The sequence below is a fragment of the Lentilactobacillus rapi DSM 19907 = JCM 15042 genome, assembly GCF_001436255.1.
Taxonomy (GTDB): domain Bacteria; phylum Bacillota; class Bacilli; order Lactobacillales; family Lactobacillaceae; genus Lentilactobacillus; species Lentilactobacillus rapi.
Genome location: NZ_AZEI01000003.1, coordinates 49,158 through 65,093, shown reverse-complemented (window position 1 = coordinate 65,093; position 15,936 = coordinate 49,158). Strand labels below are relative to the sequence as shown.

The 15,936-nt window shown below is 43.5% G+C and carries 14 protein-coding genes and 1 pseudogene; all 15 read left to right on the top strand.

Annotated features, from left to right (window positions below; all coding sequences use genetic code 11):
• Positions 1-6 precede the first annotated feature (6 nt).
• The 15 genes and pseudogenes from pstB to whiA all read left to right on the top strand — a co-directional run bounded on the left by pstB (position 7) and on the right by whiA (position 15,905).
• A complete protein-coding gene (pstB, locus tag FD12_RS00715; RefSeq protein WP_056981118.1) occupies positions 7-765 on the top strand; it encodes a phosphate ABC transporter ATP-binding protein PstB in 759 nt (252 codons plus the stop codon).
• Between the two features lie 11 nt (positions 766-776).
• Complete coding sequence (gene phoU / locus FD12_RS00710; protein WP_054746751.1) at positions 777-1,433, top strand: phosphate signaling complex protein PhoU; 657 nt, start codon at positions 777-779, stop codon at positions 1,431-1,433.
• Between the two features lie 87 nt (positions 1,434-1,520).
• Positions 1,521-1,844, top strand: coding sequence for a PspC domain-containing protein (locus tag FD12_RS00705; protein ID WP_056981116.1), 324 nt, complete (start codon positions 1,521-1,523; stop codon positions 1,842-1,844).
• A gap of 2 nt (positions 1,845-1,846) precedes the next feature.
• Positions 1,847-2,194, top strand: coding sequence for a phage holin family protein (locus FD12_RS00700; RefSeq protein ID WP_056981115.1), 348 nt, complete (start codon positions 1,847-1,849; stop codon positions 2,192-2,194).
• Positions 2,195-2,249: 55 nt separating this feature from the next.
• Positions 2,250-3,278: an HPr(Ser) kinase/phosphatase gene (hprK, locus tag FD12_RS00695; RefSeq protein WP_186825931.1), complete on the top strand. Its 1,029-nt coding sequence runs from the start codon at positions 2,250-2,252 to the stop codon at positions 3,276-3,278.
• A gap of 8 nt (positions 3,279-3,286) precedes the next feature.
• On the top strand, positions 3,287-4,147 hold the full coding sequence (gene lgt / locus FD12_RS00690; protein WP_371862792.1) for a prolipoprotein diacylglyceryl transferase: 861 nt from the start codon (positions 3,287-3,289) through the stop codon (positions 4,145-4,147).
• Positions 4,140-5,156, top strand: a complete 1,017-nt coding sequence (locus FD12_RS00685) for an NAD(P)H-dependent glycerol-3-phosphate dehydrogenase (RefSeq protein ID WP_056981111.1) — start codon at positions 4,140-4,142, stop codon at positions 5,154-5,156. Before lgt ends, FD12_RS00685 begins: the two co-directional genes overlap by 8 nt.
• Before the next feature lie 33 nt (positions 5,157-5,189).
• Positions 5,190-6,092, top strand: coding sequence for a UTP--glucose-1-phosphate uridylyltransferase GalU (galU, locus tag FD12_RS00680; RefSeq protein ID WP_056981109.1), 903 nt, complete (start codon positions 5,190-5,192; stop codon positions 6,090-6,092).
• Positions 6,093-6,166: 74 nt separating this feature from the next.
• Positions 6,167-7,111, top strand: a complete 945-nt coding sequence (trxB, locus tag FD12_RS00675; protein WP_054746748.1) for a thioredoxin-disulfide reductase — start codon at positions 6,167-6,169, stop codon at positions 7,109-7,111.
• 126 nt (positions 7,112-7,237) lie between these two features.
• Positions 7,238-7,887 (top strand): annotated as a pseudogene (locus tag FD12_RS00670) (YfbR-like 5'-deoxynucleotidase).
• A gap of 122 nt (positions 7,888-8,009) precedes the next feature.
• Positions 8,010-10,013 (top strand): excinuclease ABC subunit UvrB, encoded by a 2,004-nt coding sequence (gene uvrB, locus FD12_RS00665; RefSeq protein WP_056981107.1) that lies wholly within the window; start codon positions 8,010-8,012, stop codon positions 10,011-10,013.
• Between the two features lie 21 nt (positions 10,014-10,034).
• Positions 10,035-12,917 (top strand): excinuclease ABC subunit UvrA, encoded by a 2,883-nt coding sequence (gene uvrA, locus FD12_RS00660; RefSeq protein WP_056981184.1) that lies wholly within the window; start codon positions 10,035-10,037, stop codon positions 12,915-12,917.
• A 127-nt stretch (positions 12,918-13,044) separates the two neighbouring features.
• Positions 13,045-13,929 carry an RNase adapter RapZ gene (gene rapZ, locus FD12_RS00655; protein WP_056981105.1) on the top strand — a complete coding sequence of 295 codons (885 nt, stop codon included), beginning with the start codon at positions 13,045-13,047 and terminating at the stop codon, positions 13,927-13,929.
• Entirely contained in the window at positions 13,929-14,948 is a 1,020-nt protein-coding gene (locus FD12_RS00650) for a gluconeogenesis factor YvcK family protein (RefSeq protein ID WP_056981103.1), read from the top strand. The genes rapZ and FD12_RS00650 overlap by 1 nt, the downstream gene beginning before the upstream one ends.
• A gap of 9 nt (positions 14,949-14,957) precedes the next feature.
• Complete coding sequence (whiA, locus tag FD12_RS00645) at positions 14,958-15,905, top strand: DNA-binding protein WhiA (RefSeq protein ID WP_054746747.1); 948 nt, start codon at positions 14,958-14,960, stop codon at positions 15,903-15,905.
• The last annotated feature ends 31 nt before the right edge of the window (positions 15,906-15,936 follow it).

The following is a 15,936-nucleotide window of genomic DNA, read 5'->3' as shown; positions in this document are numbered from 1 at the left end:
TCAGTAATGACAGAACCAATTCTTTCAGCGACTGATCTTGATTTATTCTATGGAGACTTTCAAGCCCTCCACGGGATTAGCCTTGACTTTGATGAACATAAGATCTCAGCGTTAATTGGGCCATCAGGTTGTGGAAAATCGACCTTTCTGCGCTGTCTTAATCGAATGAATGACATGATCGATGGGGTTAAAATTGATGGCAAAGTCACTTTTCACGATCAAGATATTTATTCTTCACAAGTTAATTTGGTAGAATTGAGAAAGTCGATTGGAATGGTATTTCAACAACCCAACCCGTTCCCGTTCTCGGTGTACGATAACATTACTTATGGCCTGCGGATCGCCGGTATTCGTGACAAGCAGAAGCTGGACGCCATTGTTGAACGAAGCCTCAAGCAGGCAGCTGTTTGGGACGAAGTTAAAGATAATTTGTATGACAATGCCCTCTCGTTTTCTGGTGGGCAACAGCAGAGAATCTGTATTGCAAGAGTTTTGGCGGTGTCACCTTCCGTTATTTTGATGGATGAGCCAACCAGTGCTTTGGATCCAATTTCCAGTGCCAAAATTGAAAATACCCTTTTGGAACTAAAAAAGGATTATACTATTATTATTGTGACCCATAACCTACAGCAGGCTTCCCGAATTTCGGACAAGACTGCGTTCTTCATGGAAGGGCGGGTCGTTGAATATGATGATACAACCAAAATGTTTGTGAATCCCGATGACAAGCAAACAGAAGATTACGTCAGCGGACGATTTGGATAGGAGAGACGCCCATGGGGAAAGTTTTTGACGAAGAGATTATTACTTTAAAAGCAGATTTTATGAAATTGGGGGCATTGGTGAGCCAGGCGGTTGCCAACGCTGGACAGTCATTTATTGATCACGATACCAAAGCCGCTGAAACGGTGGTTACCAATGACCATGAGATTAACCATCTCCAGATCCATATTGAAAAACGTTCCTTTGAAATGATTGCTTTGTATCAACCAGTGACCGGTGATTTAAGAGAAGTTGTCGGGATCTTAAAGGCAGTAACCGATTTGGAGCGGGCTGGCGACCATGCCCGAAATATCGCCAGATCAACGCTCGATATTAAGGGCGAGGAACGGATCCCTGAGGTTGAATCAATTATTGCAACGATGACCAAAGAAGTCAGCCAGCAATACAACGAGTCGATAGATTCATATGGCGAGGCCGACGAAAAGAAGGCCAAGCAGACTGCTCAATTGTTTGATAAAAAGATTGATCAATTGTATAACGATATCGCTGCTCCCAGCTATCAAGCAATGGCCAAGCACCCTGATATTGTGAATTCGGCGATCATTTACTTAAACGTCGCTAAAGACCTTGGTCGAATCAGCGATTATAGTACAAACATTTGCGAGTGGACGGTTTATCTGGCAACTGGTAAAATTATTGAATTAAATTAAGAATGGTTGTTTTTTGCACTGCAGACTTGATTGCAGTGCCTTTTTTAGATAGTCTTAAGTTAGAATTATTTGACTGGAGGTATCCTTATGAAGACAGGTAAAAAATTAACCCGCTCATCAACAGACCGAGTCATTTCGGGTGTGCTCGGCGGAATTTCGGAATATTTTGGCTGGAACTCAAGCTTGGTTAGAATTTTATTTATTGTGTTAGCTTTTACACCAGGCATCAACCTGCTGACAATCTTGTCGTACATTGTCATGATTGCGATTATCCCGAGCGATGGAACCGGCAACTCGTTCATGAATCAGTTTCAGTCTGGTGTGTCGACTAATGGAACCTCCCGCAAATCACGAAAAGTAATCCATGATGTTGAAGAGAAAAATGTTGACGATCATCAGAAAAGAGGTTGACAGTGAGATTTTTAACAACGGTTTTGGTAGACACATTAGTGTTTGTCGCCTTGAGTGGTTTTTTTCCGGCTAACTTTTATGTTACCAGTGTTGGGATAGCAGTCATCGCCGCGCTTGTCCTGGCAGTCTTAAATTGGGTGGTAAGGCCAATTATTACCATTTTGTCACTTCCAATTAACTTTTTAACCCTGGGACTGTTTTCCATCGTGATCAATGGTTTGATGTTGGAAATGACCTCGGCAATTGTTGGTGCCGGCTTTCGGTTTTCGTCATTTTGGATGGCAATGCTGGTGGCAATCCTGATGTCTTTGATCAGCACCATTATTGCCCAATATTTTCGCCGGCCTTAAAGACTAAATGGCGTCTACGTGCTAAAATTATAGTGATTATTAAGGAGTGATAAATTTGGCCGATAGTGTGAGCGTTGCCGATTTGGTTGAAAATGCCAGGCTGGATGTGTACTATGGCAAGGAATATTTGGATGAGCGAACGATCTCAACGAGTGATATTTCTCGACCAGGCTTGGAATTAACCGGATTTTTTAATTATTATCCTGCAAAACGAATTCAATTACTTGGAATTACTGAAATCTCTTACTCAAAAGGGATGACTCATGAAGCGCTGCTGGATGTCATGCAGCAGATGTGTCAACCACAGACCCCGGCATTTGTTGTGTCGACTCAATTGGATCCACCTGAAGAATTACTAGAAGCTGCTAAGAAAGAGCATATTCCAGTCTTAGGTTCCAAATTGACGACTTCTCGGGTTTTGAGTAACATGACCAACTATTTGGAAGATAAGTTGGCGGAACGTAAGTCGATCCATGGCGTTCTCGTGGACGTTTACGGATTAGGAATCATGATCACTGGAGACAGCGGGATTGGTAAGAGTGAAACTGCCTTGGAGCTGGTGAAACGAGGACATCGTTTGATCGCCGATGACCGAGTTGAAGTGTACCAGCAAAATGAACAGACCTTGGTTGGAACTGCGCCGGCCATTCTGCGGCATTTGCTTGAAATTCGTGGGATTGGGATTATCGATGTCATGACCCTGTTTGGAACCGGTGCGGTTAGAAGTCAGACCAATGTTTCGTTGATCATTCACTTGGCGAATTACTCTAAGGAAGCAAAGTTTGATCGCTTAGGTAATGGAACCCAAAACGTTCATATTTTTGACGTTGACGTGCCCAAGATTACAATTCCTGTTCGAACTGGTCGAAATCTTGCAATCATTATTGAAGCGGCGGCAATGAACTTTAGAGCGCAAAGCATGGGCTATGATGCCACTGAAACCTTTGATCGCAATTTGAATAACTTGATCAAAGTCAACAGCAAGGCTGACGCCACGCATAAAAAAGAAGAAAAAAATCTTGCCGAAAAGAATAAAGACCTGATTGGCGAAGATCCAAAAAAAAGCGACGATAGTGGGAGATAGATGTAGTGTTGAATTTTAAGGCTTTGGCTCTCAACCCAATTGCTTTTAATTTAGGGCCAATTAAAGTCCACTGGTATGGAATTATTATTGCCAGTGGTGTCATTTTAGCGGTTTACCTCGCCGTTACCGAGGGTAAAAAACGTGGAATTAATCCCGATGATATTTATGATATGATTTTATGGGCGCTGCCGGCTGCCTTGATCTGTGCCAGGTTATATTACGTCATCTTTCAGTGGCCGTATTACCAAGCCAATCCCGGTGAAATTATCAAGATCTGGGATGGTGGAATTGCCATTTATGGCTCGCTGATTGGAGCGATGATTGTCGTTATCTGGTTTTGTCGCAAGCGTTTTATTCCAGTTTGGCTGATGCTTGATGTTGCCGCTCCAACCGTGATTCTGGCGCAATCAATTGGTCGCTGGGGCAATTTTATGAATCAAGAAGCGTTCGGAAAGGTGACCACCCTGCATTATTTGCAGGCATTACATCTACCAGACTTCATTATTACTCAGATGAATATTGGAGGTGCGTACCGTCAGCCAACCTTTTTATATGAATCAATTTGGAGCCTGCTGGGATTTTGCGTTTTGATGACGTTGCGGCACAATCCTCATTTGTTCAAACAAGGAGAGGTTTTTCTTACCTACGTCATGTGGTATTCGTTCGGTAGGTTCTTCGTCGAAGGAATGCGGACGGATAGCTTGATGCTGTTTAATTTGCGGGTGTCACAAATTTTATCAATTATTCTTTTCTTCGGGGCAATTGCGTTAATTATTTATCGCCGGAGAAATCAGGTGAATCCTTGGTATTTAGATGGGACAAACCTCAGAAGTAAAACAATGCCAATAAAGGAGAAAAATAATGTCTAAAAAAATTGCAGTACTCGGTGCCGGATCATGGGGCAGCGTGTTGGCCAGCTTGTTGGATGAAAATGGCTCGGATGTCAAACTATGGTCGTATAATCCTGATCAGGTTAAGGAATTCAACACAGATCACACAAATTCCAAGTATATTAAAGACTTCACCTTTTCTGATTCCATTATTGCTTACAACGATTTGGCAGAAGCAATTGACGGGGTTGATTACATACTGTTTGTTGTGCCGACTCAGGTCACCCGATCAGTAGCCAAACAGGTTGCCAAAATTTTGGCCGATCGGGATCAACACGTGAACATCATTCATGCCTCTAAGGGGATTGAAGAGAAAACCTATCTGCGATTATCACAAGTTCTTTCACAAGAAATTGACCCTAAAAATCGCAAATCAATTTCTGTCATTTCAGGACCAAGTCAAGCTGAAGATGTTGTGAGAAAAGACATCACCTTAGTGACCGTTGCCAGTGATGATCAAAAGGCAGCTAAAGATATTCAGGGATTGTTCATGAACAATTACTTCCGAATTTACACAAGTGATGACGTAATCGGTGTTGAAACCGGCGCTGCATTGAAGAACATTATCGCGCTGGGCGCTGGTGCCTTATATGGCCTCGGTTATAAAGATAATGCCAAAGCGGCTCTGATGACTCGAGGCTTGGCAGAAATTTCTCGTCTTGGGACTTCGTTTGGAGCCAATCCATTGACCTTCATTGGGCTATCCGGAGTTGGTGATATTATTGTGACGGCTACCAGTCGTAATTCACGAAATTGGCGGGCTGGTAATGAACTGGGTCAAGGTAAGTCCCTTGACGAAGTAGTTAAGAACATGGGCATGGTGATTGAAGGAATTGCCACAACCCGAGCTGCTTATGAACTATCTAAGCAACGGGGCGTTGACATGCCAATCACAAGTGCTATCTACCATGTGTTATACGATGGTGCTGATATCAAAGAAACCATTAACCAGTTAATGACCCGTGAAGGGCGTTCAGAAATCGAATAGTTTTTGATTGGTAAGGAAAGTGAGACAGACAAAATGCAGAGAAAAGTAACCAAAGCAGTCATTCCGGCAGCAGGACTTGGAACCCGTTTTTTACCTGAAACCAAGGCGCTACCAAAAGAAATGTTACCAATTGTGGACACCCCAACCATTCAATTTATTGTTGAGGAAGCCAAAAAATCAGGCATTAAAGATATTGTCATCGTGATTGGCAAAGGGAAACGGTCAATTGAAGACCATTTTGACTCCAACCCCGAATTGGAAATGAATTTGGAAGAACGCCATAAGAACCAAATTTTGGAGACTATTCGCAAGACTAACGATATGAATATTTACTTCATCCGCCAGTCTCATCCAAGAGGATTAGGGGATGCCATTTACACTGCCCGCAGCTTCATCAGCAATGAGCCGTTTGTGGTCATGCTGGGTGATGATGTGATGGAAGACAAAGTCCCATTGACAAAGCAGCTCATGAACAGTTTCCAAGAGACCGGGGCTTCCACTTTGGCAGTTAAGCGGGTTGCCCATAAAGATATTTCAAAATATGGGGTGATTGATCCGTCTGAAGAAGTTCGGCCAGGATTATTTAACGTTAAGAAATTCGTTGAAAAGCCATCTCCAGAAAAGGCCCCAAGTGACTTGGCCATCATTGGCCGGTACTTGCTGACCCCTGAAATTTTTGGGATTTTGGAACACGCCAAACCAGATGACTCTGGTGAAATCCAACTGACCTCAGCAATTGATGAATTGAACCAGACACAGCGGGTTTTTGCTCATGAATTTATGGGTAGCCGCTTTGACACGGGTAACAAATTAAGTTGGCTCAAAACCAACATTATCTTTGGCCTCAGGCATCCGGAAATTGCGGATGGCTTGCGAGCTTATCTCAAAGATCTTGGTAAACAACTTGCTGACGAAGATAAGCCAAGTAAGAGCTAATTGCTGGACAGACTTACTAATTCATAGTAACTTTAACTTCGTGAGTATCAATGTTTCAACAAAGGAGGATTTAAATGGCAAAACAATATGATGTCGTTATTATCGGCGCCGGCCCCGGTGGTATGACGGCTGCCCTCTATGCATCCCGGGCTAATCTATCCGTTGCGATGATTGATCGTGGGATTTACGGTGGCCAAATGAACAATACTGCTTCAATCGAAAACTATCCCGGCTTTAAATCAATCATGGGACCTGACCTTGCGCAAAATATGTATGACAGTTCGATCAATTTTGGGGCTGAATATGTTTATGGTGCCGTGCAGTCAATTGAAGACCATGGTGACACCAAGGTCATTAAAACTGAGAGCGATGAATTGGAAGCTAAAGTTGTGATTATTGCGACTGGCTCTGAGTACAAGAAACTCGGTATTCCTGGCGAAAAAGAATATGGCGGCAAGGGTGTTTCGTACTGTGCCGTATGTGATGGTGCCTTCTTTAAGAATAAGCACGTCGTTGTTGTGGGTGGTGGCGATTCTGCAATCGAAGAAGCTTCCTATCTTGCAGGGATCGTTGATCATGTCACTGTGATCCATCGCCGTGGTCAATTGCGTGCTCAGCAAGTGATTCAGGATCGGGCATTTGCCAATGACAAGATTGATTTTGTTTGGAACACTAACGTGACTGAGGTGGTTGGTGATGATACAAAAGTCACTGCTGTCAAGGTTCATAACAATCAGACTGATGAAGATTCTACCATTGAAACGTCAGGAGTGTTCATCTACGTTGGCTTACTGCCAATGACTGAACCTTTCAAGAGTTTGAAGATTACCGACGCCGATGGCTGGATTAAAACTGATGACCAAATGGAGACTTCAATCCCTGGTGTCTATGCGATTGGAGATGTTCGTGAAAAAGAACTTCGCCAAATTGCAACTGCTGTCGGTGAGGGCGGGATTGCCGGCCAACAAGCCTTTAAGTATATTGAGGCTCATCGTTCAAGCAGTAAAGCTCAAGTTTAATTTTACCAAACCAAATCATTCGCTTTTAATAGCGGTTGATGTAATATGAATAGTGAGAATAAAGAGGTTGGATTGCTTCCAGCCTCTTTGATATATCCAGAGAAATTATTAAGGGAGTTGTTGAAGATGGGGATGCATCAATATTTGGAGAGCTTGGCAGAATTGGAATTGATCAATCGAGCGCCGGGATATTTTAAATTTGAGCAGCATTCAGTTGCCGCTCACTCATTCAAAGTAACCGAAATCGCCCAATTTTTGGGTGATGTTGAAGAAAATGCCGGTAAAAAAATTGATTGGCGCCTACTGTACGAAAAAGCACTGAACCATGATTATACCGAACGATTCATTGGTGATATCAAAACCCCTGTTAAGTACGCAACTCCCGTTCTTCGAAGTATGTTGGCCGATGTTGACGATAAGCTGACTGAAAATTTCATTGAGAATGAAATCCCAACCAAGTTCCAAGATGCTTATCGTCGGCGGTTATCCGAAGGCAAGGATGCCAGCATTGAAGGAAAAATTTTGGCGGTTGCTGATAAAGTTGACCTGTTATACGAATCGTTTGGGAAATTCAAAAAGGCAATCCGGAAGAAGTTTATCCAGAAATGTACAAAGAAAGTCTCTCAACGATGCTGAAATATCGCGACATGGCTTGTGTTCATTATGTCATCAAAGAGATTATTCCGGAGATGTTGGCGGAGAACTTTACCACCCAAGATAAACTACGTAATTTAACACGAAAGGTTTTAAAAAAGGAGCACGTTTCCAGTAATTAATCGTTGGCGAAAGTATGTTCGTATGGTAAAATAGCGTTGATAGTGGGGCTAAGTAAGCATGGTTTTGCTTGTAGCCCCTTTAGTTTTGTCATTCTGATGATTAAGTCAGGGGGAATTTAAGATTGATTGAAAGAGAAAATGACCGTAAATTTGATTTGGTGTCCAAATATCAACCAACTGGTGACCAACCGGATGCCATCAAGAAATTGGTGAATGGCATCAATGAAGGGAAAAAAGCTCAAATCTTAAAAGGGGCTACCGGTACTGGTAAAACGTTTACAATTTCTAACGTCATTTCGCAAGTGAACAAGCCAACCTTGGTGTTATCCCACAATAAGACGTTAGCTGGTCAATTATACGGTGAATTCAAGGAATTCTTCCCCAATAACGCGGTTGAATACTTTGTCAGTTATTATGATTACTATCAGCCTGAAGCCTATGTGCCATCCAGTGACACGTACATTGAAAAGGATTCAGCGATTAATGATGAAATCGACCAGTTGCGGCATTCAGCTACCAGCTCTTTATTGGAACGAAACGATGTCATTGTGGTTGCCTCAGTCTCGTCAATCTTTGGATTAGGTGATCCAACTGAATATCGAAATCACGTTGTGTCACTTCGAGTTGGCCAAACGATTGAACGGGATCATTTTCTGCGTCAGTTGGTTGACATTCAATATGATCGGAATGATATTGATTTCCAGCGGGGTCGGTTTCGGGTTCACGGAGACGTGGTCGAAGTCTTTCCAGCTTCTTGGGACGAGCATGCTTTTCGAATTGAGTTCTTCGGCGATGAGATTGATCGGATTCGCGAAGTTGATACCTTAACCGGTGAAGTCATTGGTGATCGAGAGCACATCGCGATTTTCCCGGCCACTCATTTCTTGACCAGCGATGATGTGATGAAGTTAGCCTTACCTGAAATTCAAGATGAAATGGACAAACAAGTTGCTAAATTTGAAAAAGAGGGTAAGCTGCTTGAAGCCCAACGGTTGAAGCAACGAACCACTTATGATATTGAAATGATGCGAGAAATGGGTTACACCAGTGGGATTGAGAACTATTCTCGGTTCATGGATCGCAGAAAGCCTGGCCAGCCACCATTTACTTTGCTGGACTTTTTCCCTGATGACTTCTTATTAGTTGTCGATGAGTCTCACCAAACGATGCCGCAAATTCGTGGGATGTATAATGGTGACCAAGCTCGTAAGAAGCAATTGGTTGACTATGGTTTCCGTTTGCCCAGTGCCCTTGATAACCGGCCATTGACACTGGCAGAATTTGAAAAGCACGTTCATCAAGTGGTTTACATGTCAGCAACCCCTGGGCCATACGAAATGGATCAGACTGACGATGTGGTCACTCAAGTTATTCGGCCAACCGGCTTACTGGATCCGACGATTGATGTGCGACCGATTATGGGGCAAATGGATGACCTGGTCGGCGAAATTAATAAACGAGTTGATAAGCATGAACGGGTCTTTGTCACCACTTTGACGAAAAAAATGGCAGAAGATTTAACCGATTATCTGAAAGATCTTGGCATTCGGGTTAAATATTTGCATTCGGATATTAAAACGCTGGAACGGACCCAAATTATCCGTGATTTGCGATTGGGTAAATTCGACGTGTTAGTTGGGATTAACTTGTTGCGGGAAGGTATCGATGTGCCTGAGGTTTCGTTGGTGGCCATTTTGGATGCTGACAAGGAAGGCTTCTTACGTAATGAACGGTCCCTCATTCAGACGATCGGCCGAGCTTCTCGAAATGAACACGGCGCTGTGATTATGTATGCGGACACTGTGACGGATTCGATGAAGGCTGCCATTGACGAAACTGCCCATCGCCGAGCCATCCAAATTGCCTATAATAAAAAACACGGCATTACGCCTACCACAATCAAAAAGCCGATTCGAAATCTCATTTCAATTACCAAAAATACGGATGATTCTGGTGAGAAAGATGACTTTGTGGAAAGTGATTTCGAACAAATGGATAAAAAAGACCAAAAGAACATGCTCGCTCGCTTGACTGAAGAAATGCGAGACGCTGCCAAACAGCTTGACTTTGAACAAGCGGCAACGTTGCGTGATACAATCATTGAGTTAAAGGGTGAAATGAGCTAAAGGAGTAAATGCGTATTGGGAATGGATAAAATTGTAATTCGTGGGGCTCGGGCCCATAACCTGAAGAACGTCAACGTGACGATTCCAAAGGATAAATTGGTCGTTATGACGGGGCTTTCTGGATCGGGAAAGAGTTCTTTGGCATTTGATACACTTTATGCAGAAGGCCAACGTCGCTATGTTGAAAGTTTGTCATCATATGCCCGCCAATTCCTTGGCCAGATGGACAAACCGGATGTGGATTCTATCGATGGTTTAAGCCCGGCAATTTCAATTGATCAAAAAACAACTTCAAAAAATCCCCGTTCAACTGTTGGAACGGTTACTGAAATTAATGATTATTTCCGCTTGCTTTGGGCTCGGGTTGGGGTGCCGATCTGTCCTAATGACGGCTCGGTGATTTCCAGCCAGTCTGTTGACCAAATGATTGATCAGATTATGAAATTACCCGAAAGGACAAAATTGCAGATTCTGTCACCAATCGTCCGGGGTAAAAAGGGTCAACATAAGAAAATCTTTGAAAAAGTGAAACGTGAGGGCTTCGTTCGAGTTCAAGTAGACGGCGAAACCTATGATGTTGACGAAGTACCTGAACTTGAAAAAAATAAGGCTCATGATATTAATATCGTGGTTGATCGAATTATTGTAAAAGATGGGATTAATAATCGCCTGTCAGATTCATTGGAAGCTTCACTCAGATTAAGTGGTGGCTATGCGGTTGCTGATTTTATGGGCGAGCGGGACCCAATGCTGTTTTCTGAACACTATGCTTGTCCAATTTGTGGCTTTACAGTTGGCGAATTGGAACCAAGATTATTTTCATTCAACTCACCAATCGGCGCCTGTCCCGATTGTGATGGCCTGGGAATGAAATTGGAAGTCGATGAGGACCTGGTTGTCCCTGATAAAGACAAAACGTTGAACGAGGGTGCCTTGGCTCCTTGGAATCCTGCAGGATCTAAATGGTATCCCAATATGTTGGCTCAAGCATGCGAAGCCCAGGGAATCGATATGGACACGCCATTTAAGAAATTATCGAAAAAAGATCGTGATTTCGTGCTCTATGGTTCAAAAACCAAGACTTTCCATTTTGTGCTTCAAAGTGATTTTGGTGGTATTCGAGATGTTGATGGTCCTTTTGAGGGAGTCATTAATAACGTTAACCGCCGCTATCACAATACGAGCAGTGATTTTACCCGGAACAATCTCAATCAATATATGACTGAACTGACTTGTCAGACTTGTCACGGTTACCGACTTAATCGGAAAGCCTTGGCAGTGAAGGTTGGCAAACGCAACATTGCCGAGATCTCTGCGCTGGATGTTTCAGCCGAATTAACCTTTTTCAAAGCATTGTCGTTTGGCCCTCAGGATACAATGATTGCCAAACCAATTATCAAGGAGATTACGGATCGGCTCACTTTCCTCAGAAACGTCGGCTTAGATTATCTAACGTTGTCTCGTTCAGCTCGAACTCTTTCTGGTGGCGAGGCACAACGAATTCGTTTGGCGACTCAAATCGGTTCCAACTTAACCGGTGTGCTCTACATTTTGGATGAGCCCTCAATCGGCTTGCATCAACGTGATAATGACCGTTTGATCGCGTCATTGAAGAAAATGCGTGATCTTGGCAACACACTAATTGTTGTTGAGCATGATGAAGATACAATGCGGGCGGCCGATTACATCGTGGATATTGGTCCCGGTGCCGGCCAAAGCGGTGGTCAAGTCATGGCAGTTGGAACCCCTGAGGATATTGAAAAAGCGCCAAAATCGATTACCGGTCAGTATTTAGCTGGAAAACGATTTATTCCGGTGCCTTTAAAGCGCCGAAAGGGCAATGGCAAGAAGATCAGGGTCACCGGTGCTGCTGAAAATAACCTCAAGGACCTCACTGTCGATTTTCCGCTCGGAAAGTTGGTTGTGGTCACCGGTGTTTCTGGTTCTGGTAAATCCACCTTGGTTAATGATATTTTGAAACGGGCATTAGCCCAAAAGATTAATCATAATTCTGAAAAGCCTGGGAAGTACAAATCAATTTCAGGCTACAAGAATATTGAAAAAATCGTTGATATTGATCAAACACCAATTGGCCGAACTCCAAGAAGTAACCCAGCCACTTATACTGGCGTATTTGATGATATCCGGGGCCTATTTGCCAACACCAATGACGCCAAGTTACGCGGTTTTAAGAAGGGCCGCTTTAGTTTCAACGTGAAGGGCGGTCGTTGTGAAACCTGTCATGGTGATGGGATCCTAAAAATTGAAATGAACTTTCTTCCTGACGTTTACGTGCCTTGCGAGGTTTGTCACGGGAAACGGTATAATGCCGAAACCTTGGAAGTTCAATATAAAGGTAAGAATATCGTGGATGTGCTTAATATGACGGTTGACGAAGCAGTCGACTTCTTTAGCGCGATTCCAAAGATTAGCCGGAAATTGCAGACGATTAAGGACGTTGGCCTGGGATACGTTTCATTGGGTCAATCTGCCACGACGCTTTCAGGTGGAGAAGCTCAACGCATGAAGTTAGCCTCTGAGCTCCATAAAAAAGCCAATGGTAAGAACTTCTACATTCTTGATGAGCCAACAACGGGTCTGCATTCAGAAGATATCCGTAAATTACTGGGAGTTCTTCAGAAGCTCGTCGACCAGGGGAACACGGTTTTGATCATTGAGCATAATCTCGACGTCGTTAAAAGCGCTGATTACTTAATTGATTTAGGACCAGAGGGCGGTGATGGTGGTGGTCAGATTGTTGCCACCGGAACACCTGAAAAGGTCGCCGAAGTTAAGGAGAGCTACACGGGTCAATACCTTAAACCGGTTTTAGAGCGGGATAAAAAGCTGACCAAGGCGGCAATAGCGAAAACCAAGACTAAGGTGACGAGTAAGTCAAAATAACCTCATATTTAGCAGTCTTTCCGGATGATCGGAGAGGCTGCTTTTCTACATAAACTGACTTTTCTCTTAAAATGATACGCCCGGTATGTTATACTCTAATAAGTTTGTTACGCGAAAGGAAAAGACAATGGCCGTTAACAATCAATTCGTGATTATCACAGGGATGAGCGGTGCCGGGAAGACCGTGGCGATGCAAAGTTTCGAAGATTTAGGATATTTTTGCGTTGATAACATGCCCCCGACACTGTTACCCAAATTCAAAGAACTTATTCGACTGGAACGAGACATTAATAAAATTGCGCTAGTCATGGACCTGCGTTCCCAGGTTTTTTATGATGAAATTATTGACATGTTCCGGGATTTGAAACGCAACGATGACAATAACGTTGATATTATTTTCTTGGATGCGTCAGATACTAAGCTGGTTTCTCGTTACAAGGAAACTCGTCGGGCCCACCCACTGGCTCGAAATGGACGAGTGATCGATGGTATTAAGAAGGAGCGGGAATTACTTGCTAACGTCAAGAACGCCGCGGATTTAGTGGTTGATACCACTAATATGGCGCCCCGCCGTCTTCGTGAAGAAGTTTTCCATAACTTTGAATCAATTGATGCCACTCATACTTTCCATGTCGAAGTGATGTCATTTGGCTTCAAATATGGGTTGCCACTGGATGCTGACATCGTCATGGACGTCCGTTTTCTACCCAACCCGTATTATCAAGCCAGCATGCGCTTCAAGACCGGTCTTGATAAACCCGTTGAGGAATATGTCATGAGCTCGACAGGAGCCCAAGAATTTTACGCCAAGTTATTAGATATGATGAAATTTACTCTGCCCGCTTATGCCAAGGAGGGCAAGGCCAGCTTAACAATTGCGATTGGGTGTACTGGTGGTCAACACCGTTCAGTTGCCATCGCTGAAAAGTTGGGTAACGCGCTTAAGAAAGATTATCCAGTTAATATTACGCATCGAGACATTGATCGTCACAAGACTAAGGGGGGTAACTGATGATAGATGCACTACACAGTCACCAACCCAAAATCGTTGTGATTGGTGGAGGAACCGGCTTACCAGTCATCCTCAAAAATTTAAAAAATCGGCAGGTTGATATTACCGCTGTTGTAACGGTTGCCGATGACGGTGGGTCCTCTGGTATTCTGAGAAACTACATTAACGTCGTGCCGCCTGGAGATATTCGCAACGTCATGGTGGCCTTATCCGATTTACCAAAATTGGAGTTGGATTTGTTCCAATACCGGTTTAACAGTACCGATAAATTCTTCGCCGGTCATGCGATTGGAAACTTGATTATTGCCGCATTGTCCGAAATGAAGGGCGGTATTTTCGATTCTGTCCAAATCCTCAGTAAGATCATGCAAGTGGATGGCCACATTTATCCGGCCGCCAATGAACCCTTGGAATTAAACGCTGAATTTAGTGACGGCACTCATTTGAGTGGTGAATCTGAGATTACCAATGCCGGTAAGCTCATTAAACGTGTGTGGGTCGAAGCTAACGATGATTCCCACAAACCCGAGGCCGTCCACCAAGTGATTGATGCAATTATGGAGGCTGATCAGATTGTACTCGGACCCGGAAGCTTGTTCACCAGCATTTTGCCGAACCTCATGATTGAAAATGTAGGGGAAGCGCTGCGCCGGACAAAGGCTGATATCGTCTACATCTGTAATATCATGACTCAAAAAGGGGAAACTGAGAACTTTACCGAAGCGGATCACGTGCGGGTCTTGAACCGCCATTTGGGCATGAACTTTATTAATACTGTTTTGGTTAATATTAAAGAGGTGCCAGCCGAATACATCGATCACAAGAAGTGGAACGAGGTTTCTCAACCAGTTAAGCATGATTTTGAAGGCTTAAGAGCAATGGGTTGTCGCGTGATTTCTGCCGATTTTTTGGAGTTGAAGGATCGCGGAGCCTTTCATAATGGTCAGGAAGTGGCTGATGAATTAATTAATTTAATCGGCCGATCCCTAGACGATCATAAGGATAGCCAACGAAAGTGAGGGTTGCCAATGTCGTATGCAAGTGAAGTCAAGAAAGAATTAACCTCCTTAACTGTCCACCGGGATAATGCCAAAGCTGAGTTGATGGCGTTGATTCGAATCAATGGTTCCCTGACAATTTCTAATCATCATTTTGTCTTGAACGTTTCGTCAGAGAACCCGGCAATCGCGAGACGGATGTACAAACTTCTATCGAAATTTTACGGAATTACCGGTGAATTAAGTGTTCGCCGGCAAATGAAATTAAAGAAGAATAATCTGTATATTTTGCGAGTTGAAAACAAGGCCAACCTCTTATTAGATGACCTGGGTATTTTTGATGGCGTTCGGATCGTTGAACGGGTGCCAAATAAAATGCTGACGGAAGACGCCCAGATACGTTCGTATCTCCGCGGCGCATTTTTAGCCAGTGGATCAGTGAATAATCCGGAAACTTCCCGTTATCATTTGGAAATCTATTCATTGTACGAAAATCATAACGAGATGATTGCTGAAATGATGAATCAATACCATTTGAAGGCTCGAACCACCAAGCGGCGGAGTGGCTATATCACCTATTTGAAGGAAGCCGAAAAGATTGCCGACTTTTTGCAGTTGATTGGGGCCACAAGTTCGATGTTGAAATTTGAAGACATTCGAATTGTTCGCGATATGCGCAATTCCGTTAACCGGTTGGTAAATTGCGAAAACGCCAATCTGGATAAGGTGGCCAACGCAGCCAGTAAGCAGATCGAGAACATTAAGTTCATTGATGAAGCAATTGGTTTGAATAAATTGCCGCCTAAACTGGGACAAATTGCTCGCGCCCGCCTCAAACATCCAGAAGTTAGTTTAAAGGAACTCGGTGAGCTAGTAGAAGGTGGCCCAATCTCCAAGTCTGGTGTCAATCACCGGCTGCGCAAGATTAATGAGTACGCTGGTAAATTGGGACAGGATGTGGATGAAACCATTGCGTAAGCTAAAAAATGCGCCTTTTAGTCTGAAAATG

What these genes read in the sequence shown, in the direction of transcription:
- FD12_RS00650 (WP_056981103.1), top strand. Translation starts at nt 13,929, where the DNA reads ATGATAGATGCACTACACAGTCACCAACCCAAAATCGTTGTGATTGGT.
- FD12_RS00705 (WP_056981116.1), top strand. Translation starts at nt 1,521, where the DNA reads ATGAAGACAGGTAAAAAATTAACCCGCTCATCAACAGACCGAGTCATT.
- whiA (WP_054746747.1), top strand. Translation starts at nt 14,958, where the DNA reads ATGTCGTATGCAAGTGAAGTCAAGAAAGAATTAACCTCCTTAACTGTC.
- uvrA (WP_056981184.1), top strand. Translation starts at nt 10,035, where the DNA reads ATGGATAAAATTGTAATTCGTGGGGCTCGGGCCCATAACCTGAAGAAC.
- phoU (WP_054746751.1), top strand. Translation starts at nt 777, where the DNA reads ATGGGGAAAGTTTTTGACGAAGAGATTATTACTTTAAAAGCAGATTTT.
- trxB (WP_054746748.1), top strand. Translation starts at nt 6,167, where the DNA reads ATGGCAAAACAATATGATGTCGTTATTATCGGCGCCGGCCCCGGTGGT.
- galU (WP_056981109.1), top strand. Translation starts at nt 5,190, where the DNA reads ATGCAGAGAAAAGTAACCAAAGCAGTCATTCCGGCAGCAGGACTTGGA.
- FD12_RS00685 (WP_056981111.1), top strand. Translation starts at nt 4,140, where the DNA reads ATGTCTAAAAAAATTGCAGTACTCGGTGCCGGATCATGGGGCAGCGTG.
- pstB (WP_056981118.1), top strand. Translation starts at nt 7, where the DNA reads ATGACAGAACCAATTCTTTCAGCGACTGATCTTGATTTATTCTATGGA.
- rapZ (WP_056981105.1), top strand. Translation starts at nt 13,045, where the DNA reads ATGGCCGTTAACAATCAATTCGTGATTATCACAGGGATGAGCGGTGCC.